This is a genomic window from Sphingomonas jatrophae (assembly GCF_900113315.1).
In the GTDB taxonomy this organism is placed as follows: domain Bacteria; phylum Pseudomonadota; class Alphaproteobacteria; order Sphingomonadales; family Sphingomonadaceae; genus Sphingomonas_P; species Sphingomonas_P jatrophae.
In genome coordinates this window covers 290136-317024 of sequence record NZ_FOZG01000002.1, presented here as the reverse complement: position 1 = coordinate 317024, position 26889 = coordinate 290136, and the positions used below count along the sequence as shown (strand labels likewise).

The following is a 26889-nucleotide window of genomic DNA, read 5'->3' as shown; positions in this document are numbered from 1 at the left end:
GGTCAGTGCTCCCATCCTGGCACCGGGTCGTCCTCGCTCTCGCCTGGCGCAAGGATCACTCCTCCGCGGCGTGTCGCTTCTTCCTGCTTGGTATCGGGCGCGGCGGACCCCTGAGGGGCCGCGCCCATATACGTAGTATAGGTATGTGTGTTGGGCACAGTCGGCGCTCTGAAGTCACCCGCAATCGGCTGCACGTCTCCCGCACAGTGTTGACCGCACGCATTGCCGCCATTTTCTGGCGTGTCCCGCACGTCTCCCGCAGTCTCCCGCAGGCCGTGAACAGGCTTGCGATCCTCACCGATCCACAGCGGCGCGCGCTCGATCGCGCCTACCCGGAACAGCCGTTCCATAGCCTGCTCCAGGCGCTGCTTACTGACGCCCCGCGCCTCCGCCATGCTGGAGAAAACCTTGGGCGCGTAGGTCGGAGAGACCTTCTCCGACACGGCTCGCCGCTGCTCGTTGCGCGCACGAAGGCAGTCCAGAAACAGCTGATTGTCGCTCGCTGCGGCGGCGGTGGCGGCCAGTTGCTGCCGCACGTCGGCGGGCAGCTCTGCGTCACGCACCAGCGCGAAGTCGTGCCAGCGGAAGGTGAGCATCGAGTCTTGCCGGGCATAGTTGGCCTTGCCGATCGTCAGCACACGCTTGTCCGCGTCAGGGTCACCTTCCGGCCGTCCAAGCACGATCTGCGAGCGCACCGCGTTCAGCCAGGCGGTTGACCCTGAGTAGCTGTCGCCGGCCTTATTCGGGTGGCCGATCAGCACGACGGTGACGTCGAGGTCACGGCAGAGCTGGTACAGCAGGTTGATGAAGGCGGTGACGTGCGTGCGGTCGTTCTCGTTGCCCGCGAACAGGTGCGCGATATTGTCGAGCACGACGAGCTTGGCGCCCGTCTTCTCGAGCGTCGTCCGGAGCAGCTTGAAGGTGGGCTGCACGAGCAAGCGCCCCTCGTTGTCGAAGGTCGCCAATTCGTTGTTCAGCCGGCCGCGCAGCGACACGATCGCAAGCCGCCCCACGAGACGATCCAGCGTCGTGCCAACACGCGCCGCGATCTTCTTCGCCATCCAGTGATTGCGCGGATCATCGTCCTCGGCGGTAATGTAGAGGGCAGCGCCGGGTTCGACGTCCACCCCGAGCAGCGGCAACCCGGCAGCACGGCTGATGCAGAGCTGGAGCCCAAGCGTCGACTTGTTGGTGCCGCCCGGGCCGGTGAGCAAGGTGACTTCACCATGAGGGATGTAGCCCGCCATCACGAAGGCCTTTGGCGTCGGTTCAGATGCAGCCCACGCGGCCAGGTCGGCAATCGGGAAGGTTTCGGGCGCGCTGGTGTCCGTCTCGCCGGCAAGCGCGGCTTCAGCCATGTTCATCAGGCTGGCGACCGTGCCACCGCTGGCGAGCCAATCTGACACGTCGCTCTTAAGCGACCCTGGCACGCGCACGACGGCGATGGCCGCGGCAACCCCCTCCAGCTTGGCCGCGACGTCAACGGCGTGCTCCTCGCCCGGCTTGTCGTTGTCGGGGATAATCACGACACGCCGGCCAGCGAAGTGCGACACCAGTTCCGCGCCGAACTTGCCTGCGCCGCCGCTGTTGGTAGTAGCCACGACGCCAGCGGCAGCGAGCCGATCGGCATCCTTCTCGCCCTCGACGACGAACACAGGCCGCGACGGATCTGCTGCAAGCAGCTCCGGCAGACGGTAAGGCAGGCGAGGCACGCCCTGCATGCAGCCGCGGGCAGCGTGGAAGCCGCCGCGACCATCGGGTCCATGCTGGAGGAACGGCGGCACGCAGCCTTTGCCCCGACGCTCGACGCGATATGCGACTACGCCGTCAGCATCCGCATAGTCGTAGAACTGAGGTTCGGTCCGGGTGGGCTTCTCGCTGCGCTCCTTCAATCCCTGATCCTCAAGCCAGGACAGGGCGCCATGCATCGAGCAGCCACGCTTGTGCTGGATCAGCTCCAGAACGCCGCCTCGTGCCTTTCCTTCATGATCGTCGAACCAGCCTTCGGCCGTGTCGATCTCGAGGGAGCCGTGCGTGCCGAAGCGCAGGCGCGTCCCCTTGGATAGGTGCTCGTTCGGCTTGCCCAGCAGAAGCGGCGCGACTTTCGGCATGAGCGCGCCGAAGTCGAGAGCGGCTGTCGCCATCAGCGCCTCCCCATCACAGGCTCAGCGTGCGCGAGCAGCAGCCGGTTATGATCGAGGTCGAGGCTTTCGACCCGCCAGCCGTAGAGCGATCCGGCGAGCAGTCCGTCCGTGACAGCCTGCACCCAATTGCCGACGCCGCTCCCCGAGCCATCGGGGCAGCAGGAATGCCACTGGCTGGCATTGAGCTGTTCGACGATTACGGCAGGCATCAGAGCGCCTCCCGCTTGCGGGGAACGATCGCAGGCCAGACGGGCGCCCCGCGATACTGGTAGCAATGCTCGATCGCCTCGCGGACCAGCGCGAGCGCACCGGTCTCGGTCCGCACTTCACTGCGCAGTCGAGAGCAAAGGATGCCGGTGAACGTGCCGTCGCCCTCGTCGACGATCTGCCAGCAGCGGAAGATCCGTGCGGGATGCTTCAGGATCACGGCGGCTCGCTTGCTAGGCGGGCGGGTCATTCGTCACCGCCTTCCAGCGGCGGCAGGCCCGCGTGTTCGAGAAGGCCGGCCAGCCACTTGCTTTGGGCAGCGGTGAGCGGGGCCGGATCGACTGCCGTCTGCCCGAGGAACGAGCCTGCCTTGCGGGTAAGCGTCGCGTCCGAATTGAGCAGCGCCAGTGCGGCATCGCTGGGTAGGGCAAAGGACTCACGCATCGCGCACCTCCTTCACAACCCAGACAATTGCCCTCTTCCGGTTTGGATTGAACCGACGCTGGCCGCTGTCGATGATGCGACCGAGCCGGCGCAGCTCGCTGGTGCGGGGCTGGATTGTCGTGCGCTCCAGGTGGAGCGTCGTCGCCAGCTCGTGCGCGGTAAGGCCACGGCGGCCCGCCCGGCGGATCGCACGAAGCGCCATGCGCTGGAGGCGTGCCGTCACACCCTCCAACGACGCTGCAGCATCGGCCGACGTGTCGGTCCAACCGGGTGCGGGGGCATGGGGGTAGTTGCCAGCATCAGCCATGCACGCCTCCGAAAGCCAGGGAGGCGATGACGCGGGCGCGAGGCTCAGGCAGCCCGAACATAAGGCTGAGCCGTTGCGCGCGGCGGGTGGTGAGAGTATCCTCGTCAGTGCCGTTGTTGACGAAAATCGTGGAGCCCCGTTTGGTCGCGGTGAGAGGCGACCGGCGGGGCTTTCGCGTCTTAGGAGGCGACGTCAGCCTTTTGCTGGAGCGCATGGCGGATCACGCGGCTTCCAACTGATCGACCAGCGCGCGGATGCTGTCGGTGCGGACAAGAGTGCGGCGGCCGAGCTTTACCGTGCGAAGCTTGCCGGCGCTGATCAGTTCGTAGATCTTGGTGGTGCCAATCCCGAGCGCCTTGCGGGCGCCTTCGACGGTGACGGTAACAGGTTCCATATCCGGTCTCCCGGTCTTGACCGCGACGCCGCGGCCTTTCGTGACCGCCCGCCAATGTTCACGGGTCGTCGTGCCGGAGGAGTGGCCGAAATTAAGGGAGATTTTGCCGGCTGGCGCGCTGATGGACGAGTGCTCTGAATTCAGCAAAAAATTCCTGTGCCGCGCGCTCATCGCGCTGACGCTTCCGGAGGCGCTTTAGAAAACGCGGGTCGTTCGCATCGGCCTGAGCGTCGATCGCGTTGGCCAGATCACGGCCGTGCCACCGTTTCACCCCTCGCTTCTTGCTCTTTGCAAGTGCGCAACGCTCACAAAAGGTGCGCACCGTCGCAGGCAAAAACCGGCGCGAACCACCACCGAACATCCCGCCACTTACCTTGGCGGCGAACCACTCTGCATCCTCTCGAAAAAGCACGATCTCCACAGGAGTGAACTGGCCGGTTTTTCGCTTGCGGTTAGCGATGGCCTCAAATTGTTCGACGAGCTCCAGCCGCACACCGTTTGGAAGGCTCGGCACGTTGGGCCGCTCTGCGGCCCAAATTGGCGCCGGCGCCACTCGGAGCCACGCAGCGATGCTACGGGCCTCCAGCGGGCTCGCCTGCACCAAGATTTTGCCAGCCGCGGGCATGCTTAGGCCACGCCAACGACGCTCGCGGAGCAGTGCCGGCCCCACCCCTCCAGCAGCGTCCGCCGCATCTCCAGGAATCCCGTCCGCTTGTACGCGCGCTCCACCTTGTCAGGCACGACGTGCGCCAGCGCGGCCTCCGCAACCGGATCTGGAATGTGCGGCATCTGCTCCGCCGCCCAGTCGCGAAACGACGATCGGAACCCATGCACGGTGAAAGGCAGCTTGGCGTCACGCATGATCTTGGAGAGCGTCATGTCGGACAGCGGCTTGCCCTTGGTGCTGGGGAACACCAGCGCGTCGTCGGCCGACTTCCGGAGCGTCTTGGCTCGATCCAGCACCGCCACAGCGGCGTCGGTCAATGTCACGCTGTGCGGCACCCGCGACTTCATCAGCTCGGCCGGGCGGTTCCACAGCTTGCGCTCGATGTCGATGTGCGACCACTGCGCATGGCGCACCTCGCCCGATCGTGCTGCGGTGTGAATCGTGAATAGAAGCGCCAGCCGGCCCACGGTTTCAGGCTTGCTGGCGAGATCCGCGACGAATGCCGGTACCTCCGCGTAAGGCATGGCCGCCAGATTGCCGCTGGCTGCTCGCCGCGCGAGGCCGACTGTAACCGAGCGGCCGGGCGCCTCTGCCGCGCGCCAGCCTTTTGAGTGCGCGTAGTTCAGGACAGTGCCGACGCGCTGCCGAACCTTGCGAGCCATGTCGGGGATCTCCGCCCAGATCGGCGCCAGAAGGTCGCGGATCTCGGGCGCGTGGATCTGGTCCACCTGGAGCTTGCCGAGGGCAGGGTAGGCGTGTCGCTGAAGCGAGGTCAGGAATGTCTCCTCGTGCCGCTTAGTCCACGAGCTTTTCAGGTCGGCGTGACAGGCGATCGCTGCCGCCTCAAAGGTGGGTACCTTCTGCCGCTCCTTGTCGCGCTCGACGACCGGATCGCGGCCCGCCATCGCCACTTTGCGGAGCAGGGTTGCCTTGTCGCGCGCCTCGGCAAGGCTCAGCACCTTGCGACTGAGCAGGGGTATATCGTCGATAGCCTTGTCGCGGTCAGGCTTGGGAGTAAGGTCGACAGAGCCAAGCCCTATGTCCCGGCGGCGCTTCTCGACCTGCACGCGCAGCAGCCATGAGCGGGCGCCGGTCGGCTTGACGAGCAGGTACAGGCCGTCGCCGTCGGCGTGACGGCCGGGCTTGGCGTTCCTTACTCCTGCAACCGTCAGCTTGCCCATTAACCCCTCGCCTGTTCCCTCACCAAAGCGCGGCTGCTGGCGAAAGTCAACGAATGCTAGCGGACTGGATCAGAAAGGGTACGTGATGCAGAAAACGGAACGAGCGGCGAACAGCGAACGCTAGCGTTCAATCGCGAACAACCAGTTCGAGTCCTCTTCTGGCACCATTTTCTACACGGCTGGGCTGTTGTGTCGCGCTCCAGCGACAGTGCATCACGTGGCTCGATGAACATGCCACAAGCCGCGCCGTCGTTACCTCCGATCGCTGACGAGCATCTTGACGTGCTGGTCGTCGGCGCCGGCCTGTCCGGCATCGATGCGGCCTATCGGATCCAGACGGGAAGCCCCGACCGGCGCTTCGCCGTCTTCGAGGCGCGCGAGGCGATCGGGGGTACGTGGGATCTGTTCCGCTATCCGGGCATCCGCTCGGATTCCGACATGACCACGCTCGGCTTCCCCTTTCATCCGTGGCGGGAGGATCGCGCGATCGCGGCGGGCGGCGACATCAGCAGCTATATCCGCCAGACCGCGCAGCACTACGGGCTGGATCGGCACGTCCGCTTCCGCCACCGCGTCGTTGCGGCCAACTGGTCGAGCGAGGATGCGGCGTGGACGGTCGATTACGAGGTGGAAGGGCGCCCCGGCCGGCTGACCTGCGGCTTTCTGTTCTTCTGCTCGGGCTATTATGATTATGCGGAGGGACATGCGCCCCGTTGGCCCGGCATGGACCGCTTCACCGGTCAGGTCGTCCATCCGCAGTTCTGGCCGGAGGGGCTCGACGTTGCCCGGCGGCGGATCGTGGTGATCGGATCGGGCGCCACCGCGGTTACACTGGTGCCCGCGCTGGTCGCGCAGGGCGCGGCGCATGTCACTATGCTCCAGCGGTCGCCCAGCTATATCGTCTCGGTGCCGGGCATGGACCGGCGGGGCAGGGCGCTGCGCAAGTGGTTGCCGAGGCGGGTGGCCGATGCGGCGATCCGCTGGAAGAATATCGCGACCAGCATCGCTGCCTACACGATCGCGCGGCGGTTCCCCGCACAGTTCAAGCGGATGATCGCGCGCGATCAGCAGCGACTCCTCGGCCCCGATTTCGACATGGCGCACCTGACGCCCCGCTACCAGCCATGGGACCAACGCCTCTGCCTCGTGCCCGACAACGATCTGTTCGAGGCGCTGAAATCGGGCGCGGCCGCCATCGTCACCGATACGGTCGAGCGGTTCACGCCCGACGGGCTTCGCCTCGTCTCCGGTGCGACTCTGCCTGCCGACCTCGTTGTCACCGCGACGGGGCTGAAGCTGCGGATGCTGGGCGGGGCTACGCTGTCCGTCGACGGCGTCGCGGTGCAGCCGGGCGATCGGATGCTCTACAAGGGAGCGCTGCTGGAGGGCGTGCCCAATTTCGCCTTTGCGGTCGGCTACACCAATGCCTCGTGGACGCTGAAATGCGATCTGACTGCGCGGTTCGTCAGCCGCCTGCTCAATCGCATGCGGCGGCGCGGCTATGTGTCGGTGCGCGCGGAGGCAGGGCAGGGGGTGCGCGGTGACGAGCCGATGCTCGACCTGCAATCAGGCTATATCGAGCGTGCCGCCGAGATGCTGCCGCGGCAGGGCCGCAAGGCGCCGTGGCGCGTGCACCAGAATTATGCGCGCGATCTGCTCGCCTTCCGCACCGCGCGGTTGCAGGATGGCGTGCTGCGGTTCGAAACCGCGAGGCAGAAGGGGCGAGCGGCATGAGCAGGCGCTTTGATCTGGCAGGCAAGGTGGCCGTCATCACCGGTGCCGCGAGCGGCATCGGCCGTGCCATCGCTCTCTCGCTGGCTGCACGCGGCTGCCATCTCGCGCTCGCCGACGTGAACGAGGCCGGGCTGGACGAGACCGCCCGGCTGATCGGCAACAGCGTGCGCGTCACGCGCCACCGGCTCGACGTGGCCGATGCCGCCGCCATCGCCGCATTCCCGGCCGAGATCGTGGCGGCGCATGGCGGCATCGATGTGCTGGTCAACAATGCCGGTGTCGCGCTCGGCGGCACGTTCGAGCTGATCAGCGAAGAGGATTTCGACTGGCTGGTGCGGATCAACTTCGAGGGCGTGGTGCGGATGACCCGCGCCTTTCTGCCGCTGCTGAAAGGCCGGCCGCAGGCGCAGCTGGTGAATCTCTCCAGCCTGTTCGGGCTTGTCGCGCCGCCGGGGCAGACGGCTTACTCCGCCGCCAAGTTCGCCGTTCGCGGCTTTTCCGAGGCGCTGCGCAACGAGCTGATCGCCGCGGGATCGACCGTGGGCGTGACATTGGTCCATCCCGGCGGCGTCAAAACCAGCATCGCCACATCCGCCCGCATGGCGGAGGGCATACCGGAGCGGTTGCGGGCGCGGCATCAGGCGCGGTTCGAGAAGGCGCTGAAAATGCCGCCCGAGCGCGCCGGCGAGATCATCGTCCAGGGCATTGAGCGCCGTGCCGCGCGCGTCCTCGTCGGCACGGACGCCAAGCTTGTCTCCCTGATCGAGCGGCTGATGCCCGTCTCCTACTGGCGCCTGCTCGGGCGGCGGCTCTAGCGGCCCCTTACTCGTAGCGCAGCGCGTGGATCGGGTTGGCCCGCGCGACGCGCAGCGCATGGCCGCCGATCGTCGCCACCGCGATCAGCAGCGCCAGCAGCCCCGCCGCGACGAACGGCGCCGGCCCCAGCGCGATCCGCGCGTCGAAGCCGTTCAGCCAGTCGCGCATCAGCCACCAGGCGATCGGCCAGGCGAGCAGGTTGGCCACCAGCACCGGCCGGCTGAACTGCCAGACGAGCAGGCGCACGATATCCTGCGTTCTGGCGCCCAGCACCTTGCGGATGCCGATCTCCTTGGTGCGCCGCTCGGCGGTAAAGGTGGCGAGACCGAACAGGCCGAGGCAGCCGACGATCACCGCCAGCAGCGCGAAGCCGGCGAAGATGCGCGCGCGGGCGTCCTCGGCAGCATAGAGCTCGCCCATGATCTCGTCGGAGAAGCGCGCTTCGAACGGCACATCCGGCGCGATGCGGCGCCACGCCGCCTCCACGTCGGCGCGCACCGCGGCGGGATTGCGGCCGGCGAAGCGCACGATCATCCAGTTCGACCCCACCGTGCGGTTGGTGAACAAGGTGGGCTCCAGCGGCGTGCGAACCGAGCGGAAACGCGCATCGCGGACCACGCCGACGATGGTGACCGGCACGAGGCCATAGGCCTGATCGGCTAGGCTAGCGCGGATCTGCTTGCCGACCGCATCGGCGGGCCGCGTGAAGCCGAGCCGGCGGGCGGCCAGCTCGTTCACCACCGCATTGACGCCGCGCGCGGCAAAGGCGCGCTCCGCCTCCGGCTGGGGCGGGAAGGCGCGCTCGGCGCTGTCCAGCGGACGATTGCGGTCGAGCAGCCGCCCGGCGACCAGATCGACGCCCATCGCCGGGAAGAAGTCGTAATCGACCGTGTAATTGCCCAGCTGCGCCGGCTCGGCCACGTTCGGCAGCTGCACCAGCATGTTGGACGTATTGTCGGTCGCGAGACCGATCGAGGTGATGCCGACCGCGCTGACGCCGGCGACCTTGCCGACCTCCCGGATGATCGTTTCGACCTGCGGGTAGAGCTGGCGGCGGCCGATGCCGTCGATCTGGAGAATGCCCTCACGGCGGAACCCCGGATCGACGCTGCGCGCATAGACGGTCTGCGCGTAGATCACGACGGTGCAGATGATCAGGCCGATCGACACGGCGAACTGGCCGATCACCAGCGCATTGCGCAGCGTGCCCGATCCGTGCGCGTCCGCGGCCGACTTGTTGGCCTTGAGCACGCTGGCCGGCTGGAAGCGCGACAGGACGAGCGCGGGATAGAGCCCGCCGGCGATGCCGACCACCAGCACCAGCACCAGCGCCGGCAGCGCGATGCCGCCAATGCCGAACCAGGCGACGCGCATGTCCGCCTCGAGAAAGGCGGCGACGGGCGGCAGCAGCAGCTCGACCAATGCGAGGGCGAGCAGCATCGCGACCGCGGCGACGAGCGTGGATTCGGCGAGGAACTGGACGATCAGCTGCCGCCGGTCCGCACCCAGAACCTTGCGCAGCGCCACCTCTCTTGCGCGCTGGCTGGCGCGGGCGGTGGAGAGGTTGACGAAATTGACGCAGGCCATGCCGAGGATCAGCAGGCCGACCACCGCAAAGGTGAGGATCGAGCGGCGATCATTGCCCGGCGTGATCTGCCCCTGCTGCGCAGCGCCCAGATGCACGTCGCGCACGTTGACCAGCGCGAAGTCAGAGATGTCGCCCTGGTTGGTCCGCGTGCCGCCGAAATCCTCATCGGGGATGTTGCGCTTCTCGAACGCGGCGAAGCCGGCGCGGATCGCATCCGCATCGGCACCGGGCCGCAGCCTGGCATAGACCCAGCCCGACTGGTTGCCCCAATGCGTCAGGAAGTCCGGCTGCTCCGCGAAATAACTGTGCAGGTTCAGCCGCGCGATCACCGCGATGCGCAGGTGCGAGTTGCGGGGGATGTCGCGGAATACGCCCGTCACCTTGAAGTCCATCGAGGTGCCGCGCGCGACGACGGTCAGCGTCTTGCCGATCGGATCCTCGCCCGGGAAGAGCCGGGCCGCCTCCCGCTCGGAGAGGACGAGGCTGTTCTGCTGGGACAGCGCGCCTGCGCGACTGCCCTTGGCCATCGGCAGGCGTAGCACGTCGAGCAGGTTGGCGTCGGTCAGGAAGAAATCCTTGACCGGCTCGGGCTGGCCGTTCCGCAGCAGGATCGGGGCGGAGCGGGTGGCGTAGGCCCAGCTCTCGACCTGGGGGAACTCCTTCTTGAAGGCGGGGCCTGAGGCATAGCTGCTCATCTGCAGCAGCACGGGCGGGCCTTCGGTGGGCTTGGTATAATGCTGCTGAAGCTGGAAGGTGCGCTCCGCATCCGGCATCCACGCATCGTAGCTCAGCTCGTAGCGGACGAAGATCAGCAGCAGCAGGCACGCCGCCATGCCGATGGCGAGGCCGAGGATGTTGATCAGCGCGAAGGTGCGGTTCTTGGCCAGCGAGCGGATGCCGACGATCAGGTAGTTGCGCCACATCGTCCGTCTCCCGTCAGGCGGCCTGCCGCCGCTCGATCAGCACGCGGCCGTCGAGCATGTCGACGACGCGCGAGGCGTAATCGGCATGCGCGGGCGAGTGGGTGACCATGATGATCGTCGCACCCTCGCCGTTCAGCGCCTGGAGCATCCGCATCACCTCCTCGCCATGTGCGGTGTCGAGGTTGCCGGTCGGCTCGTCCGCCAGGATCAGCTTCGGCTCGCCGACCACCGCGCGGGCGACGGCGACGCGCTGCTGCTGCCCGCCCGACAGCTGCGAGGGGCGGTGCGCGGCGCGGTGGGCGATGCCGACCTTGTCCATGACCCGGTCCACCCGCGCACGCCGCTCGGCCGCGGGGATGCCGTGATAGAGCAGCGCCAGCTCGACATTCTCGCGCACGCTGAGTTCGTCGACGAGGTTGAAGCTCTGGAAGATGAAGCCGATGTGCCGCTTGCGGATGGCGGACAGCTTCGCCTCGGGCAGGCCCGCCACCTCGGTGCCGGCGAAATCGTAGGACCCGCTGGTCGGGCTGTCGAGCAGGCCGAGGATGTTGAGCAGGGTCGATTTGCCGCAGCCCGACGGCCCCATGATCGCGACGAACTCGCCATCTGCGATATCGAGATCGATCGCGTCGAGCGCGGTCGTCTCCACCGTGTCGGTGCGATAGGCCCGGCTGAGATTGCGCAGGGAAAGCATCGGGTCAGGCTCCTTGATCGGCGGAGAGGTCGAGCCGGTCCTTGTCGGTCAGGCCGGTATAGGGAGAGGTGATCACGCGCTCGCCGGGATCGAGCCCGTCGAGCACCTCGATCGCATCGGCATTGCGGCGGCCGAGGCGCACCGCGCGCTTCACTGCGCTCCGCCCATCCGGCGCCACGACGAACACCCAGGCGCCGCCCGTATCGGTGTAGAAGGCGCCATTGGGGATCAGCCGCGCGCGGCTGGGATCGGACAAAGTGAGCTTGGCCGCCAGCGTCTGCCCGCGCTGGATGCCGGCGGGCTCGCCATCCGTGAAGAACAGGTCCACCTCGAACTCGCCGTTGCGCACCTGTGGGTAGATCTTCGCGATCTTCAGCCGGTAGCGCTTGCCGCCATGCTCCAGCGTCGCAGCCTGGCCGGGGCGGACGCGGCCGAGGTAGAATTCGTCCACCCCGGCGACCAGCTTGTTGCGGCCGGGGCTGTCGATCTGGCCGAGCCGCTCGCCGCGGTTCATCGACTGGCCGACCTGGATGGAGAAAGCGGTGAGCTGGCCCGCGACGGGCGCGCGCAGGTTGAGCGAATCGAGATTGGCGCGGGCGAGCGCGAGGCTGGAATCGAGCGAGGCGGCGGAGGCGCGCAGCTGGGCCAGCTGGCTCGACTGCAAGCGCTCCTCAGTGCCCTGGCCGTTCCGCAGCACCGCGACGCGGCGGCGCTGATAGGCGAGATCGTCGCGCGTGTCGGAGAAGGTCTTGCCCGCGACGAAGCCGCGCGCGGCGAGCGGCGCTTCGCGTTCATATTGCCGCTGCGCCTTGGTGAGCGCGAGATCCGCCTCGATCACCGCGCGCTCATTGGCAAGGCGGCTCTGCGCCAGCGCCAGTTCCTGGCTGCGCATCGAGTTGACCTGCTGCGTCACCTCCGTCTGCCGGGCAAGCACGGAGAGCTGAAGCTCGGCATTGGAGAGGCGCGCGAGGAGCTGACCCTTGGCGACGGTCGCGCCGTCCTCGACCAGCACCTCCTCGACGCGGCCGCCCTCCACCGCATCGAGGAAGACGGTGACGAGCGGAGTGACGCGTGCGCGGAGCGGCAGGAAGTCCTCGAACACGCCCTGGCGGACCGGCGCGATGGTCAGCTGCGTCGCGGCGACCGTCTGGCTCGAGCCGCTCGGCATCGCCCACCAGCCGAGCGGCAGCGCCAGCGCGAGGGCGCCGCCGGCGATCGCCAGCTTGGCGCGCTGGCCAAGCCCCCTGCGCACGACGACCCGGTCCATGCCGCCGCCGCTGGCCGGCCGGTCGGCCGCGGGCGCATCCGGCTTGAGCGTGACGACGCTCATCGCCTGCTCCTCAGGTGTCCGGTTCCGGACATCCACTGTCCGCACATGGACATTCACGACGGCCGGAAGCCGGCAGCGCGGAGCGTCGCGCCCTGGCACAGCGCGCCCGTGGCGAGCTGGACGCGGCGCTTCAGCATGGCGCGCCCGGCGGGCGTCGAGAGGTCGAGATCGGCGTAGGAGACGATCACGGGGGGCGGCGGATCGGAGCGGGCCGGTGCTGCGGGCACGGCGATCGTCGGGATCAGCGCCGCCAGCACAGCAAGACGGAGAAAGGGAGACATGACGTGACCTCCTGGTTCGACAGGAGGCTTTGCAGGGACCGTGCCAAGGCGCGTCCTCAGCCTCGCCGCGCCTTGCGGCCGCAGCGCCGTCCGCATCCGGACAGCGGCGTTCGCCCGCGGACAGTCTGGCACGCGACTTGATTGGCGGGGCCGGGGCGGCCATTCCGGCGGCGGGGAGGAGTGCGGGTGGCGGGCAAACCCTTTCAGCGCTGCGTGGTGATCGACGACGATCCCGACATCCTGCTCGCCGCGCGGCTGCTGCTGCGGCAGCTGTTCGACGAGGTGCTGACCTTCGCGGCGCCGTCCGAGGCGCTCACCGCCATTGCCGCCGATCCGCCCGACGTCGTCCTGCTCGACGCCAATTTCGAGCGAGGCGCCACCGACGGGCATGAGGGCTTTCAGTGGCTGACGCGCATCCTGGAGGTGGACGGCGATGCGGTGATCGTGCTGATCACCGCCCATAGCGGCGTGAAGCTGGCGGTGGAGGCGATGAAGCTCGGCGCGACCGACTTCGTCTCCAAGCCGTGGGCTAACGAGCGGCTGCTCGCCACCGTCCGCACCGCCGCTGCGCTGCGCGCGTCGCGGCGCGAGGCGGGAACCGAGCGCCGTCGGGCGGCTGCGGTGGCGAGCCCGAGCGAGACGCCCTTGCTCGGCCGCAGCCCGGCCATGGCGCACGTCCACCGCCTGATCGAGCGCGCCGCGCCGACCGACGCCAACGTCCTGATCCTCGGCGAGAACGGCACGGGTAAGGAACTGGTCGCGCGCGAGATCCACCGCCGCTCACGCCGGAGCGGCGGCGTGCTCGTTTCGGTCGATCTCGGCGCGGTGGCGGAAAATCTGTTCGACAGCGAGCTGTTCGGCCACGTCCGCGGCGCCTTCACCGACGCGCGCAGCGACCGCATCGGCCGGCTGCAGGCGGCAGACGGCGGGACGTTGTTCCTCGACGAGGTGGGCAATCTCCCGCTCCATCTCCAGCCCAAGCTGCTGACCGCGCTGGAGCAGCGCTGTGTGACGCCGGTCGGCGCGAACAAGCCCGTCGCCATCGACGTGCGGATCGTCTCTGCCACCAATCTCGCGCCCGAGCGGCTGGGTGACGAGGCATCGTTCCGGCAGGATCTGCTGTTCCGGCTGAACACGGTCGAGATCGCGCTGCCCCCCTTGCGTGAGCGGCGCGAGGATGTGCCGCTGCTGCTCGACCATTTTCTCGGCCTGTACGGCCGCAAATATGGCAAGCCCGCGCGCGAGATGCCGGCGGCGGTGCTGGAGGCGCTGGTCGGCTATGACTGGCCGGGCAACGTCCGCGCGCTGCGCCACGCGGCCGAGCGCGCGGTGATCCTGGCGGAGGGCGATGCCTTCCGCATCGACGACTTCCCGCTGCCGCGCGCCGCCCGCCCCGCGGCGACCGTCGCCGAGCCGCCGCCTGTCGACTTCAATCTCGAGCGGGCGGAGAAGCAGATGATCACGCGCGCGCTGCAGAAGCACGCCTGGAACATCTCCGCCGCCGCGGGCGAACTGGGGCTGACGCGCGGATCGCTTTACCGGCGCATGGAAAAACATGGTCTTTGACCGCAGCTTCCTCGCCGGGCTGGTGCTGCGCGTGGTCGCGGTCGGGCTGGCGGCGGCGGCGCTGGTGTGGAGCGTCGCCACGCCGGGGCTTGCGGCGACGCGGCTGCTGGCGGCTGCCGCGCTGGTCGCGGCGATGGCGTGGCTGTGGAGCCATGTCGGCCGCACCAATCGAGAGGTCGCCCGTTTCGTCGAGGCGATCGGCCATGGCGATCTTTCACAGGGCTTCAGCGCGCGCGGCGGCAGCGGATTCGACGCGCTGGGCGGGGCACTGGACGGCGCGATGCGGCGGCTGCGCGCCGAACGGGCGGCGCTGACTGCGGAATCGGGCTTTGCCCGCGCGGTGCTGGAGGAGGTGCCGACCGCGCTGCTGCTGGTCGACGGCGACGGCGTTGTCGAACTCGCCAACAAGGCGGCGCGGCGGCTGTTCGCGCGCGTCGGCGGCGTGCGCATCGACGATTTCGCCGCCGCCGATACAGGGCTGGGGGAGGCGCTGCGGCTGCCGGCCCGCGCGGCGCCGCGGGTGATCGACGTCATTATCGCCGGCCTGCCGCGCCGCTCGCTCGTCCGCGTGGCCGAGGCGGTGCGGCAGGGGCGGGTGACGAAGGTCGTCACCGTGGAGCCGATCCAGAGCGAGATCGACGCCGCGACCCTCGCCGCGCAGAGCGATCTGGTGCGCGTCCTGACGCACGAGATCATGAATTCGATGACGCCGGTCACCTCGCTCGCGCAGACCGCCGCGGGCCTGATGGCGGAGGTGGCGGAAGATGGCGATCCGCTGCTCGACGAGGCGCGGCTGGCGGTGGAGACGCTCGCCCGGCGGGCGCAGGGCATCATGTATTTCGTCGACAGCTACCGCGAGATCAGCCGTGTGCCGGAGCCGCGCCTGCGATCGTTCGAGGTGCAGCCCTGGGCGGAGGAGATCGTCCGCGTGGCGGCGACGAACAGCGCGGTGCCGATCCGGCTGGAAAGCGCGCAGCCGCGGCTGATGCTCTCCGCCGATCCCGACCTGCTGGCGCAGGTGATCATCAACCTCGTCAAGAATGGCGGCGAGGCGGCGCAGGGCAGTGCCGCAGCGCCGCAGGTGACAATCACCGTCGAGGCGGCGGGCGGCGGGCGCATCCGTATTCAGGTGGAGGATAATGGCCCGGGCGTGCCCGAGGCGTTGCGCGGCGACGTCTTCCTGCCCTTCTTCACCACCAAGCCGGCGGGCACGGGCGTCGGGCTCAGCCTCGCGCGGCAGGTGGTCGTGGCGCATGGCGGCACGCTGACGCTGGCCAGCGGGGCCTCAGGCGGCGCCCGCTTCGACGTGGTGATCTGAGGCTTTACTCCTCGTCGTCCTCGGCCATTTCGGCGTCGGCCATGTCCATGAAGTCGCGCGCCGCCTCGCGATCTTCCTCATCCTCGAACGCCTCGTCCACGTCGGGTGCGGCGCCCAGCATGTACATCAGGCACCAGAGGGCGAAACGGCGATCCTCGTCCTTTTCCAGGCCGAACTGGAGGCGGATCGCCTCCAGCCCGTCGACGATGCGCTGCGGTGGCAGGGTGGAGATGTCGTCCGTGCCGAAGAAGCGGACGAGGAGCTGGTCGAAATCCATGCGCGATCCTAGCCCTTGCCGGCAGCGCCGCCAAGCGGCCGAGGGTGAAGCGGCCGATCCCGCTCGCCCAGCAGGCGGACGATGGTGTCGATCCGGCCGTGTGCGATCCGGATCTCGTTGAACGAGGGCGGGCTGCGGCGGACGCGTTCCGAGAGCGTGCCGGCGCCGATCAGCCGGATGGTGCGGCCCTCCACCGGGTGCGCGATGTCGAACGGATCGTGGACATGGCCCGTCAGCACCGCGGCCACGCCCGCCCGGGCCAGCGCGGCCAGCGCCTCGACGCCGCCGTGCGTGTGCGCGCTCGACTTCGTTCCCGCCTCGATCAGCGGATGGTGCGCGGCGACCAACACCATATCCCCCGCCGGAACCGCGCCGACCAGCTTCAGCGAGCGGGCGAGCGCGCCGCCGCTGACGCGGCCCTTGGACCAGTTGAGGCGCCACTGGAACCGCGCCGTCGTGCGCAGCGGCACCACGGCCACGCCCTCGATCTCCAGCGGCGTCTCAATCGCGCGCTCCACCGCTTCGTAGCGGCGATAGGGTGCGGCGAAGCGGGCGAGCGGATTGAAATAGGGCAGATCGTGATTGCCGACCTCCACCGTCACCGGCCGCTCCAGCGTGCGCAGCCATTCCCCCGCCGCGGCGAATTCGCGCGACCGGGCGCGCATCGTCAGATCGCCCGTGACGATCACCGCATCGGGCCGCTCCGCGCGCGTCTGGCGGGCGAACCAGTCGAGCGCCTCACGATCCTCCGCGCCGAAATGGATGTCGCTGACGTGGAATAGGCGGATCATGCCCGCACCTCCGGGCAGAAGGCCAAGGCTTGCCCGGGCACAGCCGTAACGATCTTGCCCGCGGCCATATTGCTGACGGCGCTGAGACGCTGCATGCTGCTGTAACGCACGAGGCGTAACGCGGCCCCATCCGGCTGCGGCGGCGCCGATCCGTGCCCCGGCCGAGAAGGAGGCTCCATGCGATTCATCGTCAATGGCGCGAGCATGGAGGCGCAGGTGGATCTGCGCACCTCGCTGCTCGATCTGCTGCGCGACCATCTCGGCCTGACCGGCAGCAAGAAGGGGTGCAATCAGGGCGCGTGCGGCGCCTGCACCGTGCTGGTCGATGGCACGCGGATCAATTCCTGCCTCGCGCTGGCGGTGCAATATCAGAATCGCGAGATCGTGACGGTGGAGGGGCTGGCGGAGGGCGCCGCGCTGCACCCGCTGCAGGCGGCCTTCGTCGAGCATGACGGTTTCCAGTGCGGCTATTGCACGCCGGGTCAGCTCTGTTCGGCCATCGGCATGGCGGACGAGATCGCGCGCGGCGTGCCGAGCATCGTCACCGCCGATCTTTCGGCCGAGACGATCCCGCTCGACCATGACGAGCTGCGCGAGCGGATGAGCGGCAATCTGTGCCGCTGCGGCGCCTATAACGGCATCGTCGCCGCGATTGCGGAAACCTTCGCGAAGGAGCCGGCATGACCCCCTTCACCTATGCCCGCGCGACCGGGCCTGCCGATGCGATCCGCATGGGGCAGGGAGACGGCGCCAAATATCTGGGCGGCGGCACCAATCTGGTCGACCTGATGCGCGAGACGATCGAGCATCCCGCGACGCTGGTGGACGTGACCGGCCTGTCGACCGCGATCGAGCCGCTGGACGGCGGCGGCCTGCGCATCGGGGCTGCGGCCAGCAACACCTCGCTTGCGGCGCACCCGCAGGTGCGCGAGGCCTATCCGGTGCTGGCGCGCGCAATCCTGGCGGGCGCCAGCGGCCAGATCCGCAACATGGCGACAGTGGGCGGCAACATCCTTCAGCGCACCCGCTGCACCTATTTCTATGACGATGCCGCGCGCTGCAACAAGCGCGCGCCCGGCGCTGGCTGCGACGCGATCGACGGGTTCAACCGCATCCACGCCATCCTCGGCGCCTCGCCCGCCTGCGTCGCGACGCACCCGTCGGACATGTGCGTGGCCCTTGCCGCGCTGGATGCGACGGTGCGGCTGGACGGGCCGGAGGGGGCGCGCGAGCTGCCGCTGGCTGCGCTGCACCGGCTGCCGGGCGCGCGACCGGACGTGGAGACGGAGCTGCGCCCGGGCGAGCTGATCGTCGCGGTCGATCTGCCGGCGCTGCCCTTCGCCGCCCGCTCCACCTACCGCAAGGTGCGTGACCGGGCGAGCTACGCCTTCGCGCTCGTTTCCGTCGCGGCGGCTCTCGACCTCGAGGGGAACATCGTGCGCGACGTGCGGCTGGCGCTCGGCGGCGTCGCGCACAAGCCGTGGCGTGCGGAGGCGGCCGAGGCGGCGTTGCGCGGCAAGCCCGCCACCGCGGAGAATTTCCGTGCAGCCGCGGAGGCGGAGCTGAGCGCCGCCGTCGGCCTGCGGGACAATGCGTTCAAGATCGAGCTTGCCCGCCGCACGATCGTCGCGGTGCTGGGCGAACTGGCGGAGGTGCAGGCATGAGCGTGATCCAGGATGCCGCGCAGAGCGTTATGCGCACCGCCATCGCCTATGTGCCCGACCGTTGGGTCGGCACGGCGGGCGGCGATCCGCTGCGCACCAAGCATGGGCTGCTCGGCGCACCGGTCTCCCGCCTCGACGGGCCGGACAAGGTGCGCGGCGCGGCGCGCTTCGCCGCCGAAGTGACGCTGCCCGGCATGGTCTATGCCGCGCTTCATTACAGCCGCATCGCCCGCGGGCGGATCGCCAGCATCGACACCGCCGCGGCGGAGGCGGCACCCGGCGTGACGCTGGTGATGACGCACCTCAACGCGCCGCGCATGAACAAGCCGCCGATCATGATGACCGCGCCCAAGGCCGCCGCGCCCAGCGACCTGCCGGTGATGCAGGACGCCGAGATCCACTGGAACGGCCAGCCGGTCGCGCTGGTGCTGGCGGACACGCAGGAGCAGGCGGACCATGCCGCCGCGCTGATCGAGGTGACGTATGAAGGCGCGCCGGCCGTCACCTCCTTCGAGGTGGCGAAGGCGCATGCGCACCATCCGCCGACCATCCTCGGCGAGCCGCCCGAGCTGAAGATCGGCGATGCCGAGGCCGCGCTGAAAGGCGCCGCCGTGTCGGTCGATCACGTCTATCGCACGCCGCGGCACAACCATAATGCGATCGAGCTGCACGCCTGCACCGTCGCCTGGGACGGCGACGCGCTGACCGTCCACGACGCGTCGCAGCTGGTCAATGCGACCGCCTGGACGCTGGCGCAGATCTTCGGCGTCGACGAGAAGCAGGTCCGCGTCACTTCGCCCTATGTCGGCGGTGGCTTCGGCGGGAAATGTCTGTGGTGGCACCAGATCCTTGCCGCGGCGGCATCGCGGCTGGCGGGGCGTCCCGTGCGCATCGTGCTGTCGCGCGAAGGCGTGTTCCGCATGATCGGCGGGCGCACGGTGACCGAGCAGCGCGTCGCGCTCGGCGCGAAGGCGGACGGCACGCTGGCGGCGCTGATCCACACCGGCGTGGTCGCGATGACGACGCACAATAACTGCCCGGAACAGTTCACCTTCCCGGCGCGCCACCTCTATGCCGCGGACGCCATCCATCTCGAGCAGGAGGTGGCGGACATGGACATGCTGGCCAACACCTTCATGCGCGCGCCCGGCGAAGCCGTGGGCACCTTCGCGCTGGAGTCCGCGCTTGATGAGCTAGCCGAGGCGATGCAGCTCGACCCGATCGAGCTCAGGCGCCGGATCGAGCCCGCCAAGGATCCCACCAGCGGGCATGACTTCTCCTCGCGCCACCTGCTCGACGCCTATGCCAAGGGGGCGGAGAAGTTCGGCTGGGACAAGCGCGCGGCGCAGCCCGGCGCACGGCGCGAGGGCGAGTGGCTGATCGGCATGGGCGTCGCCACCGCCACATATCCCTATATGCGCTTCCCCGGCTGCGCCGCGCGCATCCGGCTGGGGGCGGACGGGCAGGCGGTGGTCTCCATCGCCACGCACGAAATGGGCATGGGCACCGCCACCGTGCAGACGCAGCATGCCGCCGCCAGGCTCGGCCTGCCGCTCGACCGCGTGCGCTTCGACTATGGCGATACCACGTTGCCCGAAGGCACGCTGGCCGGCGGATCGAACCAGACCGCATCCAATGCCGGCGCGATCATCGCCGCACACGAGGCGCTCGTCACCGAGCTGCTGAAGCTTGCCGGCAACGATTCGCCGCTCGCCGGCCTTAAGGTGGACGAGGTGGAGGGGTTTGACGGCGGGCTGGCCAGCATCGCCGACCCGACACGCCACGAAAGCTACGCCTCGATCCTTGCGCGCGCGCAGCGGGACGAGGTGGTCGTCGAGGCGGAAGGGGCGATGCCGCTCGAGGGCCAGAAATATTCGATGCACTCGACCGGCGCGCAATTCGCCGAGGTGCGGGTGAATGCGGTGACGGGCGAGGTGCGCGTCAGCCGGTTCCTCGGCTCGTTCGACTGCGGGCGCATCCTGAATGCCAAGACGGCGACCAGCCAGTTCCGCGGCGGGATCATCATGGGCCTCGGCCTCGCGCTGACCGAGGAGACGTTGTTCGACGAGCGGAGCGGGCGGATCATGAACCCCAGCCTCGCCGAATATCATGTTCCCGTGCACATGGACGTGCCCGAGATCGACGTGATCTGGACGGACGCGCCCGATCCGCACAGCCCCCTGGGCGCGCGCGGCATCGGCGAGATCGGCATCACCGGCGTCGCCGCGGCGGTGGCGAACGCCATCTACAATGCGACGGGCAAGCGCATCCGCGATCTGCCGATCACGCTCGACAAGCTGATGTGAGAGCGGCCTAGCTTTTCTACGCGGGGGGCAAGCCGGGTGGCGGCGGCCGGCGCGGCTCCCTAGCTTGGGGACAAGCCATCGGAGTGCCGCTCATGCCTGCCTTGTCCCTGCTCGATCTCGCCCGCATCCGCGAAGGCAGCGGCGCGAAACAGGCGCTGGACGAGGCGCGGGCGCTGGCCGGCCATGCCGAGGCGCTCGGCTACAGCCGCTACTGGCTGGCCGAGCATCACAACATGGCGGGGATCGCCAGCGCGGCGACCTCGCTCGCCATCCAGCATGTCGCCGCGGGCACGCGCACCATCCGCATCGGCGCGGGCGGCGTGATGCTGCCGAACCATGCGCCGATCGTCATCGCCGAACAGTTCGGCACGCTGGCGGCGCTGTTCCCCGGCCGCATCGATCTCGGCCTGGGCCGCGCGCCGGGGACGGACGGCTACACGATGCGCGCGCTGCGGCGCTCGCTCCAGTCGGACGACGATTTCCCGCGCGACGTGCAGGAGCTGCAATATTTCTTCTCCGCGGAGGCTGCCGAGGGGCGCGTCCAGGCAGTGCCGGCCGCGGGGACGAACGTGCCGATCTGGATTCTCGGCTCGTCCACCTATGGCGCGCGGCTGGCAGCGGAGCTGGGCCTGCCCTACGGCTTTGCCTCGCATTTCGCGCCCGATCTGCTGCTGCCCGCGCTCGACACCTATCGCCGCAACTTCAAGCCCTCGGCGACGCTGGCGAAGCCCTATGCGCTGATCGGCGTGAACGTGATCGCGGCGGAGAGCGATGCGGAGGCGCGCCGGTTGGCCACGTCGCAGCAGATGAGCTTCGTCAATCTCGTCCGCGGCACGCGCGGGCTGACGCAGCCGCCGATCGACGACATCGAGACCTACTGGACGCCGGCGGAAAAGGCGCAGGCGGGCCGCTTCCTCGAACGTGCCATCTACGGCTCGGTCGCGACGGTGCGCGAGCGGCTGGACGCGCTGGTGGCGGAGACGGGCGTGGACGAGTTGATGATCGTCAGCGACACCTATGATTTCGAGGCGCGCAAGCGTTCGGTGGCGCTGATCGCGGAGGCGGCGGGGCTGGTCGGCGAGGCGCGCGCGGCCGCCTGAACCTCACCTTCGTCATGCCGGACCAAGTCCGGCATGACGAAGAAGCTTATTGCGACAGCCGCATGTCCAGATAGCGGTCCACGCTGCCCATCAGCTGCGGCATCTCGTGCTCGAAGAAGTGGTTCGCGCCCGGGATCGTATCGTGGTGGATCGTGATGTGGCGCTGGGTCCGCAGCTTGTCGACCAGCTTCTGCACCGCGCCCGGCGTGACCACTTCATCCGCCTCGCCCTGGATGATGATGCCCGAGGAGGGGCAGGGCGCGAGGAAGGTGAAGTCGTACATGTTCGCGGGCGGGGCGATCGAGATGAAGCCCTTGATCTCCGGCCGGCGCATCAGGAGCTGCATCCCGATCCACGCGCCGAAGGAGAAGCCGGCGATCCACGTCGTCTGCGCCTCGGGGTGGATCGACTGGACCCAGTCGAGCGCGGACGCCGCATCGGACAGCTCGCCGACGCCATTGTCGAACACGCCCTGCGATTTGCCGACGCCGCGGAAGTTGAAGCGGAGCGTGGCGAAACCGCGCTTGGCAAAGGTCTGGTAAAGCGCCTGCACGATGCGGTTGTTCATCGTGCCCCCGCCCTGCGGGTGCGGGTGGAGGATCATCGCGACGGGCGCGCGGGGGCGGGGGCCGGGCTGGAAGCGCCCTTCGAGGCGGCCTTCCGGCCCGGGAAAGATGACTTCGGGCATTGTCGCTGCCTCTGGGGTTCGTTGGTGTTGCAGCCTCCTATATGGGGGGGCGTTGATTATCCACCACCATGACGAGGAACGGCTTGGCCGCACGCATCTATCTCGATCACGCCGCCGCGACGCCCGTCCGGCCTGAGGCGGCGGCCGCGATGGCGGATGGGATGCGGCGGTGGGCCAACCCGTCGAGCCCGCACGCCGAGGGGCGGGCGGCGCGGGCTGCGCTGGAGGAGGCGCGTGCGCGGATCAAGGGGGCGCTCGGGTGGGACGGGCACCTGATCTTCACCTCCGGGGCGAGCGAGGCGGCGGCGCTGGCGCTGGCGGGGCGCGGTGACGTGGCGGCGAGCGCGGTGGAGCATGATGCGATCCTGCGCCACGCCGCCGGACGCTTGCCGGTCGATGCCGCGGGGCAAGTGATGTGGCCGGAGGCGGCAGGGCCGCTGGCAGTGCAGCAGGTGAATAGCGAGACGGGCGTGGTGCAGGCGCTGGACGGGCGCGGCGTGCTGCTGGCCGACTGCGCGCAAGGCGCGGGGCGACTGGCGCTGCCCGAGGCGGACATGCTAATCGTCTCCGCGCACAAGCTGGGCGGGCCGCCCGGCATCGGCGCGCTGCTGGTGCGCGATCTGGAGCTGCTGCGGCCGACGGGCGGGCAGGAGCGAGGATACCGGCCGGGTACCGAGAATCTGCCGGCCGCACTCGGCTTCGCTGCGGCGCTGGAGGCGCCGCGCGACTGGTTCGAGGCGGTGGCGCCGCTGCGGGCGCAGCTCGACGCGGCGGTCGAGGCGGCGGGGGGCGAGGTGATCGGCCGCGATGCGCCGCGCATCGCCACCATCGCCAGCTATCGCATGCCGGGGACGGCGGCGGCCGCGCAGCTGATCCGCTTCGATCTGGCGGGCTTTGCCGTGTCGGCGGGCAGCGCCTGCTCGTCGGGCACGCTCAAGGCCAGCCATGTGCTGACCGCGATGGGCTATGACGAGCAGGCGGCAGGCGAGGTGATCCGCGTCAGCTTCGGCTGGACGACGGCGCCCGAGGATGTGGAGTGCTTCGCCGAGGCGTGGACGCGAATGGCGCGGGGGCGCGCGGCGGCATGATCTACCTCGACTATCAGGCGACGACGCCGCTCGCGCCCGAGGCGAAGGCGGCGATGCTGCCGTGGCTCGACAAGCCGGGCAACCCGCACTCGCCCCACCGGGCCGGCCGCGAGGCGAAGGCGGCGGTGGAGGCGGCGCGGGAGCGGGTGACGACGCTGCTGCCGCCGGGCGGGCGCGTGGTTTTCACGAGCGGCGCGACCGAGTCGCTCAACTGGGCGATCAAGGGCGCGCCGCCGGGCGACATCGTCACGGTCGCGACCGAACATGCCGCGGTGCTCGACACGGTGGAGGCGCTGGCATGGGGCGGGCGGCGCGTCACCGTGCTGCCGGTGGGGCCGGACGGGCTGGTGGATCGCGGCGCGGCGCTGGGTGCGATCGTGCCGGGGGTGGCGCTGGTCGCGGTGATGCTGGTCAATAACGAGATCGGTGTGATCCAGCCAGTCGAGTGGCTGGCTGAGCTGGCGCATGCCGCGGGCGCGCTGCTGCTGTGCGATGCGGTGCAGGGCTATGGCCGCGTGCCGATCCCGAAAGCGTGCGATCTGGTCGCCATCTCGGCGCACAAGATCCATGGGCCGAAGGGCATCGGCGCGCTGTGGCTGTGCGACGGCGCACTACCGGCACCTTTGCTGCATGGCGGCGGGCAGGAGGGCGGGCGTTCGGGCACGCTCTCGCCGATGCTGTGCGCGGGATTCGGCGCGGCGGCGGCGGCGGTGCGGATCGACGCGGACCGCGCGCATGTCGAGCGGCTGGCCGGCATTGCGCGCGCGGCCGTGGCGGCGGGCGGCTGGGTGCTGAACGGCGCCGCCGATCCGCGCTGGCCGGGCAATCTCAACATTCGCCGCGAGGGGGTGGACGCCGCACGCCTGATCTCGGAGGTGCGAGAGGTGGCCTTTTCCGCCGGCTCCGCCTGTGCCAGCGGGTCCGGGCGGCCGAGCCATGTGCTGAAGGCGATCGGCCTGAGCGATGCGGAGGCCCGATCCAGCATCCGCCTCGGCTTCGGCCGCTATACCACGGAGGACGACCTGACCGCGCGATCACGCTCATCACCGAGGCGGCGGACCGCCAGCGGGCACGGCCATGAAGGTCCGCTTCGTCTCGCCCGACGGGCAGGAGGTGCGCGAGGTGGACGCGCCCGCGGGCGAGCGCCTGCTGGATGTCGCGCAAGCGGCGGGTGAGCCGCTGGAGGGCACGTGCGAGGGGCAGATGGCCTGTTCCACCTGCCACGTCATCGTCGCGGCGGAGGATTTCGCGCGCCTGCCGCCTGCCAGCGAGGAGGAGGAGGACCTGCTCGACCTTGCCGCGCATGCGACGCGCACCTCGCGCCTGGCCTGCCAGATCTGGCTGACGGATGCGCTGGACGGGCTGACGGTGCGGTTGCCGACGGATGCGCACGATATGCAGGGGCGGTAGGGGGGCGATCCCGTCGTCACTCCCCGTTCGTGCTGAGCTTGTCGAAGCATCGTTTTGCGTTTCTCGGCGCGCGGAGAAAAGCAGCCGTTCGACAGGCTCAGGGCGAACGGGATGAGGTTCGGAGCGATGCTGCCTGCGAGCGATCCCGTCGCCTGCTCTCGCAGGCTCGGCCACCGGAAAGGCGCAGCCGCAGCGCGGCTGCGACTCATTCCGGTGGGAGCCGGAACGACCCGGCGCGAAATCGTTGTGGCTGCTTCCTTCCGGACCTGACCAGGTTGGCGACGACGCCGTCCGCCCGACTCCCGCGGCGCATATGGGGCAAGCCGCGGTCGGCCGCAAGCCGGTGACGAAGCGCGCGCGAGCCATTAGCTAGGGGCCCGATCATGGCCGATTCCCAGCCCTACCGCGTCCTCGCGCGCAAATATCGCCCGCAGACCTTTGCCGAGCTGATCGGCCAGGATGCGATGGTGCAGACGCTGGGCAATGCCATCCGCCGTGGCCGGCTGGCGCATGCCTTCCTGCTGACGGGCGTTCGCGGTGTCGGCAAGACATCCACCGCGCGGCTGATCGCCAAGGCGCTGAACTGCGTCGGCCCGGACGGCACGGGCGGCCCGACGATCGATCCGTGCGGTGTGTGCGAGCCGTGCAAGGCGATCGCGGAAGGCCGCCACATCGACGTGGTGGAGATGGACGCCGCCAGCCACACCGGCATCGACGACATTCGCGAGATCATCGAGGCGGTGCGCTACGCCGCCGTCTCCGCGCGCTTCAAGATCTACATCGTGGACGAGGTCCACATGCTGTCCAAGGCTGCGTTCAACGGCCTGTTGAAGACGCTGGAGGAGCCGCCGGCGCACGTGAAGTTCCTGTTCGCCACGACCGAGGTGAACAAGGTGCCGGTGACGGTGCTGTCGCGTTGCCAGCGATTCGACCTACGGCGCATTCCGGCAGAGACGCTCAGCCAGCATTTCGCCCGCGTGATCAACGCCGAGGATGTCGAGGCGGAGCCGGAGGCACTGGCGCTGATCGCGCGCGCGGCGGAGGGCTCGGCGCGTGACGGGCTGTCGATCCTCGACCAGGCGATCGCGCACGGATCGGGCGCGGTCACCGCCGCTCAGGTGCGCGACATGCTCGGCCTGTCGGATCGCGGCGCGGTGCGCGGGCTGTTCGGCCGGCTGCTGGGCGGCGATGCGCCCGGCGTGCTGGCGGCGGTGGCCGAGCAGCATGCGCTCGGCGTCGACCCGGCGGGGCTGCTGCGCGGCCTGCTGGAGGTGGCGCACGGTGTCACCCGCACCAAGGTGGGCGGCGGCAACGATCCAGCCTTGTCGGAGGAGGAGCGCGCGGCCTATGCCGAATGGGCCAGCCGGCTCGGCTTCGCGCAGCTCCACCGCATCTGGCAGCTGCTGCTGAAGGGCCATGCCGAGGTGCAGACCGCGGCGCTGCCGAACGAGGCGGCGGAAATGGCGCTGCTCCGCATCGTCCACGCCTCCACCTTGCCCGATCCGAGCGAACTGGCGCGTCGCATCATCGAAGGCGGCCCGCCCGCGCCCGCGGCGGCGCCCGGCCTGCCTTCTCCCCCGCCGCCGCCGCCCGCGCCCGAGCAGCGTTTGCCTGCTGATTTCGCCGCTCTGGTGGAGGCGGTGAACGGTCAGCGCGCGCACCTGGCGCAGCGGCTGCACGATTATACCGGGCTGATCCGCTACGCGCCGCCGCTGCTCGAGCTGAAGCCGCTCAAGCCGATCGAGCCGGAGTTCGTCCGCGATGTCGGCGCGGTGCTGAAGACGCTGACCGGCACCGCCTGGACGGTGAGCTTAGGCGACGGCGCGGCGGAGCCGAGCCTGCTGGAGCAGGAACGCGCGGCGGAGGCGGCAGAGCGCGAGGCGGTGCTCGCCTCCCCGGTCGTCCGCGCCGCGTTCGAGAATTTTCCCGACGCCGAACTGACCGGCTACACGCTGAAGAAGGCTTGAACGC

26 protein-coding genes, 1 other RNA gene and 1 pseudogene are annotated in these 26889 nt (G+C 69.4%); 12 read left to right on the top strand and 16 right to left on the bottom strand.

What is annotated here, in order from left to right; translation table 11 throughout:
• Nucleotides 1-2: 2 nt before the first annotated feature.
• From BM360_RS10680 to BM360_RS10650, 8 genes are all read right to left on the bottom strand, one after another.
• Nucleotides 3-2144, bottom strand: a complete 2142-nt coding sequence (locus BM360_RS10680; protein WP_093314480.1) for an AAA family ATPase — start codon at nt 2142-2144, stop codon at nt 3-5.
• Nucleotides 2144-2353: a hypothetical protein gene (locus BM360_RS10675; RefSeq protein WP_093314478.1), complete on the bottom strand. Its 210-nt coding sequence runs from the start codon at nt 2351-2353 to the stop codon at nt 2144-2146. The genes BM360_RS10680 and BM360_RS10675 overlap by 1 nt, the downstream gene beginning before the upstream one ends.
• The gene (locus tag BM360_RS10670; RefSeq protein WP_131819244.1) at nt 2353-2601 is read right to left on the bottom strand and encodes a hypothetical protein; all 249 of its coding nucleotides are present in this window, start codon (nt 2599-2601) and stop codon (nt 2353-2355) included. The genes BM360_RS10675 and BM360_RS10670 overlap by 1 nt, the downstream gene beginning before the upstream one ends.
• Nucleotides 2598-2795: a hypothetical protein gene (locus BM360_RS10665; RefSeq protein ID WP_093314474.1), complete on the bottom strand. Its 198-nt coding sequence runs from the start codon at nt 2793-2795 to the stop codon at nt 2598-2600. Before BM360_RS10665 ends, BM360_RS10670 begins: the two co-directional genes overlap by 4 nt.
• Complete coding sequence (locus tag BM360_RS10660; RefSeq protein ID WP_093314472.1) at nt 2788-3102, bottom strand: hypothetical protein; 315 nt, start codon at nt 3100-3102, stop codon at nt 2788-2790. The genes BM360_RS10665 and BM360_RS10660 overlap by 8 nt, the downstream gene beginning before the upstream one ends.
• Before the next feature lie 220 nt (nt 3103-3322).
• Nucleotides 3323-3496 carry a helix-turn-helix domain-containing protein gene (locus BM360_RS10655; RefSeq protein WP_093314470.1) on the bottom strand — a complete coding sequence of 58 codons (174 nt, stop codon included), beginning with the start codon at nt 3494-3496 and terminating at the stop codon, nt 3323-3325.
• Between the two features lie 91 nt (nt 3497-3587).
• A complete protein-coding gene (locus BM360_RS19345; protein ID WP_131819243.1) occupies nt 3588-4010 on the bottom strand; it encodes a hypothetical protein in 423 nt (140 codons plus the stop codon).
• Nucleotides 4011-4123: 113 nt separating this feature from the next.
• Complete coding sequence (locus tag BM360_RS10650) at nt 4124-5344, bottom strand: tyrosine-type recombinase/integrase (protein ID WP_093314468.1); 1221 nt, start codon at nt 5342-5344, stop codon at nt 4124-4126.
• Nucleotides 5345-5626: 282 nt separating this feature from the next.
• Between BM360_RS10650 and BM360_RS10645 the strand changes: the two genes are divergently transcribed.
• Nucleotides 5627-7078, top strand: a complete 1452-nt coding sequence (locus BM360_RS10645; RefSeq protein WP_242653445.1) for a flavin-containing monooxygenase — start codon at nt 5627-5629, stop codon at nt 7076-7078.
• Nucleotides 7075-7893: an SDR family NAD(P)-dependent oxidoreductase gene (locus BM360_RS10640; RefSeq protein WP_093314466.1), complete on the top strand. Its 819-nt coding sequence runs from the start codon at nt 7075-7077 to the stop codon at nt 7891-7893. The genes BM360_RS10645 and BM360_RS10640 overlap by 4 nt, the downstream gene beginning before the upstream one ends.
• 7 nt (nt 7894-7900) lie before the next feature.
• Here BM360_RS10640 and BM360_RS10635 read toward each other — a convergent pair whose 3' ends face one another.
• The 4 genes from BM360_RS10635 to BM360_RS10620 are packed head-to-tail and all read right to left on the bottom strand — an operon-like array spanning nt 7901 to nt 12710.
• Nucleotides 7901-10405 (bottom strand): ABC transporter permease, encoded by a 2505-nt coding sequence (locus BM360_RS10635; protein ID WP_093314464.1) that lies wholly within the window; start codon nt 10403-10405, stop codon nt 7901-7903.
• Nucleotides 10406-10418: 13 nt separating this feature from the next.
• Complete coding sequence (locus BM360_RS10630) at nt 10419-11099, bottom strand: ABC transporter ATP-binding protein (protein ID WP_093314462.1); 681 nt, start codon at nt 11097-11099, stop codon at nt 10419-10421.
• Nucleotides 11100-11103: 4 nt separating this feature from the next.
• Nucleotides 11104-12429, bottom strand: a complete 1326-nt coding sequence (locus BM360_RS10625; RefSeq protein ID WP_093314460.1) for an efflux RND transporter periplasmic adaptor subunit — start codon at nt 12427-12429, stop codon at nt 11104-11106.
• 53 nt (nt 12430-12482) lie between these two features.
• Nucleotides 12483-12710, bottom strand: coding sequence for a UrcA family protein (locus BM360_RS10620; RefSeq protein WP_165611277.1), 228 nt, complete (start codon nt 12708-12710; stop codon nt 12483-12485).
• A 186-nt stretch (nt 12711-12896) separates the two neighbouring features.
• Here BM360_RS10620 and BM360_RS10615 point away from each other — a divergent pair, with 186 nt between their 5' ends.
• Together BM360_RS10615 and BM360_RS10610 are read left to right on the top strand one after the other, a co-directional pair.
• On the top strand, nt 12897-14276 hold the full coding sequence (locus BM360_RS10615) for a sigma-54-dependent transcriptional regulator (protein WP_093314456.1): 1380 nt from the start codon (nt 12897-12899) through the stop codon (nt 14274-14276).
• Nucleotides 14266-15594 (top strand): sensor histidine kinase, encoded by a 1329-nt coding sequence (locus BM360_RS10610; RefSeq protein WP_093314454.1) that lies wholly within the window; start codon nt 14266-14268, stop codon nt 15592-15594. Before BM360_RS10615 ends, BM360_RS10610 begins: the two co-directional genes overlap by 11 nt.
• Before the next feature lie 4 nt (nt 15595-15598).
• Here BM360_RS10610 and BM360_RS10605 read toward each other — a convergent pair whose 3' ends face one another.
• Both BM360_RS10605 and BM360_RS10600 read right to left on the bottom strand, forming a co-directional pair.
• Nucleotides 15599-15871, bottom strand: coding sequence for a hypothetical protein (locus tag BM360_RS10605; RefSeq protein ID WP_093314452.1), 273 nt, complete (start codon nt 15869-15871; stop codon nt 15599-15601).
• An 8-nt stretch (nt 15872-15879) separates the two neighbouring features.
• Nucleotides 15880-16662: a metallophosphoesterase family protein gene (locus BM360_RS10600; RefSeq protein WP_093314450.1), complete on the bottom strand. Its 783-nt coding sequence runs from the start codon at nt 16660-16662 to the stop codon at nt 15880-15882.
• Between the two features lie 177 nt (nt 16663-16839).
• Here BM360_RS10600 and BM360_RS10595 point away from each other — a divergent pair, with 177 nt between their 5' ends.
• The 4 genes from BM360_RS10595 to BM360_RS10580 all read left to right on the top strand — a co-directional run bounded on the left by BM360_RS10595 (nt 16840) and on the right by BM360_RS10580 (nt 21732).
• The gene (locus BM360_RS10595) at nt 16840-17346 is read left to right on the top strand and encodes a 2Fe-2S iron-sulfur cluster-binding protein (protein WP_093314448.1); all 507 of its coding nucleotides are present in this window, start codon (nt 16840-16842) and stop codon (nt 17344-17346) included.
• Complete coding sequence (locus BM360_RS10590; RefSeq protein ID WP_093314446.1) at nt 17343-18326, top strand: FAD binding domain-containing protein; 984 nt, start codon at nt 17343-17345, stop codon at nt 18324-18326. The genes BM360_RS10595 and BM360_RS10590 overlap by 4 nt, the downstream gene beginning before the upstream one ends.
• Complete coding sequence (locus BM360_RS10585; RefSeq protein ID WP_093314445.1) at nt 18323-20632, top strand: xanthine dehydrogenase family protein molybdopterin-binding subunit; 2310 nt, start codon at nt 18323-18325, stop codon at nt 20630-20632. The genes BM360_RS10590 and BM360_RS10585 overlap by 4 nt, the downstream gene beginning before the upstream one ends.
• Before the next feature lie 92 nt (nt 20633-20724).
• A complete protein-coding gene (locus tag BM360_RS10580; protein WP_093314443.1) occupies nt 20725-21732 on the top strand; it encodes an LLM class flavin-dependent oxidoreductase in 1008 nt (335 codons plus the stop codon).
• Between the two features lie 46 nt (nt 21733-21778).
• Here the strand turns inward: BM360_RS10580 and BM360_RS10575 are convergent, their stop codons facing one another.
• Nucleotides 21779-22453 carry an alpha/beta hydrolase gene (locus tag BM360_RS10575; protein WP_242653509.1) on the bottom strand — a complete coding sequence of 225 codons (675 nt, stop codon included), beginning with the start codon at nt 22451-22453 and terminating at the stop codon, nt 21779-21781.
• A 50-nt stretch (nt 22454-22503) separates the two neighbouring features.
• Here BM360_RS10575 and BM360_RS10570 point away from each other — a divergent pair, with 50 nt between their 5' ends.
• The 3 genes and pseudogenes from BM360_RS10570 to BM360_RS10560 all read left to right on the top strand — a co-directional run bounded on the left by BM360_RS10570 (nt 22504) and on the right by BM360_RS10560 (nt 24918).
• On the top strand, nt 22504-23508 hold the full coding sequence (locus BM360_RS10570; protein ID WP_242653444.1) for a cysteine desulfurase family protein: 1005 nt from the start codon (nt 22504-22506) through the stop codon (nt 23506-23508).
• Nucleotides 23505-24589, top strand: a pseudogene (locus BM360_RS10565) (cysteine desulfurase family protein). Before BM360_RS10570 ends, BM360_RS10565 begins: the two are co-directional and overlap by 4 nt.
• Nucleotides 24586-24918: a 2Fe-2S iron-sulfur cluster-binding protein gene (locus BM360_RS10560; protein WP_093314439.1), complete on the top strand. Its 333-nt coding sequence runs from the start codon at nt 24586-24588 to the stop codon at nt 24916-24918. The pseudogene BM360_RS10565 and the gene BM360_RS10560 overlap by 4 nt, the downstream one beginning before the upstream one ends.
• A gap of 209 nt (nt 24919-25127) precedes the next feature.
• Here BM360_RS10560 and ffs read toward each other — a convergent pair.
• Nucleotides 25128-25225: signal recognition particle sRNA small type (gene ffs / locus BM360_RS10555), an RNA gene on the bottom strand.
• A 76-nt stretch (nt 25226-25301) separates the two neighbouring features.
• On the opposite strand from ffs, the gene BM360_RS10550 reads away from it, so the two are divergent.
• Nucleotides 25302-26885, top strand: a complete 1584-nt coding sequence (locus BM360_RS10550) for a DNA polymerase III subunit gamma/tau (RefSeq protein ID WP_093314437.1) — start codon at nt 25302-25304, stop codon at nt 26883-26885.
• Nucleotides 26886-26889 lie beyond the last annotated feature (4 nt).

Excerpts from the sequence above, each read along its gene's own strand:
- BM360_RS10680 (WP_093314480.1), bottom strand. The coding sequence starts at position 2,144 with ATGGCGACAGCCGCTCTCGACTTCGGCGCGCTCATGCCGAAAGTCGCG.
- BM360_RS10675 (WP_093314478.1), bottom strand. The coding sequence starts at position 2,353 with ATGCCTGCCGTAATCGTCGAACAGCTCAATGCCAGCCAGTGGCATTCC.
- BM360_RS10670 (WP_131819244.1), bottom strand. The coding sequence starts at position 2,601 with ATGACCCGCCCGCCTAGCAAGCGAGCCGCCGTGATCCTGAAGCATCCC.
- BM360_RS10665 (WP_093314474.1), bottom strand. The coding sequence starts at position 2,795 with ATGCGTGAGTCCTTTGCCCTACCCAGCGATGCCGCACTGGCGCTGCTC.
- BM360_RS10660 (WP_093314472.1), bottom strand. The coding sequence starts at position 3,102 with ATGGCTGATGCTGGCAACTACCCCCATGCCCCCGCACCCGGTTGGACC.
- BM360_RS10655 (WP_093314470.1), bottom strand. The coding sequence starts at position 3,496 with ATGGAACCTGTTACCGTCACCGTCGAAGGCGCCCGCAAGGCGCTCGGG.
- BM360_RS10650 (WP_093314468.1), bottom strand. The coding sequence starts at position 5,344 with ATGGGCAAGCTGACGGTTGCAGGAGTAAGGAACGCCAAGCCCGGCCGT.
- BM360_RS10640 (WP_093314466.1), top strand. The coding sequence starts at position 7,075 with ATGAGCAGGCGCTTTGATCTGGCAGGCAAGGTGGCCGTCATCACCGGT.
- BM360_RS10635 (WP_093314464.1), bottom strand. The coding sequence starts at position 10,405 with ATGTGGCGCAACTACCTGATCGTCGGCATCCGCTCGCTGGCCAAGAAC.
- BM360_RS10630 (WP_093314462.1), bottom strand. The coding sequence starts at position 11,099 with ATGCTTTCCCTGCGCAATCTCAGCCGGGCCTATCGCACCGACACGGTG.
- BM360_RS10625 (WP_093314460.1), bottom strand. The coding sequence starts at position 12,429 with ATGAGCGTCGTCACGCTCAAGCCGGATGCGCCCGCGGCCGACCGGCCG.
- BM360_RS10620 (WP_165611277.1), bottom strand. The coding sequence starts at position 12,710 with ATGTCTCCCTTTCTCCGTCTTGCTGTGCTGGCGGCGCTGATCCCGACG.
- BM360_RS10610 (WP_093314454.1), top strand. The coding sequence starts at position 14,266 with ATGGTCTTTGACCGCAGCTTCCTCGCCGGGCTGGTGCTGCGCGTGGTC.
- BM360_RS10605 (WP_093314452.1), bottom strand. The coding sequence starts at position 15,871 with ATGGATTTCGACCAGCTCCTCGTCCGCTTCTTCGGCACGGACGACATC.
- BM360_RS10600 (WP_093314450.1), bottom strand. The coding sequence starts at position 16,662 with ATGATCCGCCTATTCCACGTCAGCGACATCCATTTCGGCGCGGAGGAT.
- BM360_RS10595 (WP_093314448.1), top strand. The coding sequence starts at position 16,840 with ATGCGATTCATCGTCAATGGCGCGAGCATGGAGGCGCAGGTGGATCTG.
- BM360_RS10590 (WP_093314446.1), top strand. The coding sequence starts at position 17,343 with ATGACCCCCTTCACCTATGCCCGCGCGACCGGGCCTGCCGATGCGATC.
- BM360_RS10585 (WP_093314445.1), top strand. The coding sequence starts at position 18,323 with ATGAGCGTGATCCAGGATGCCGCGCAGAGCGTTATGCGCACCGCCATC.
- BM360_RS10580 (WP_093314443.1), top strand. The coding sequence starts at position 20,725 with ATGCCTGCCTTGTCCCTGCTCGATCTCGCCCGCATCCGCGAAGGCAGC.
- BM360_RS10560 (WP_093314439.1), top strand. The coding sequence starts at position 24,586 with ATGAAGGTCCGCTTCGTCTCGCCCGACGGGCAGGAGGTGCGCGAGGTG.
- BM360_RS10550 (WP_093314437.1), top strand. The coding sequence starts at position 25,302 with ATGGCCGATTCCCAGCCCTACCGCGTCCTCGCGCGCAAATATCGCCCG.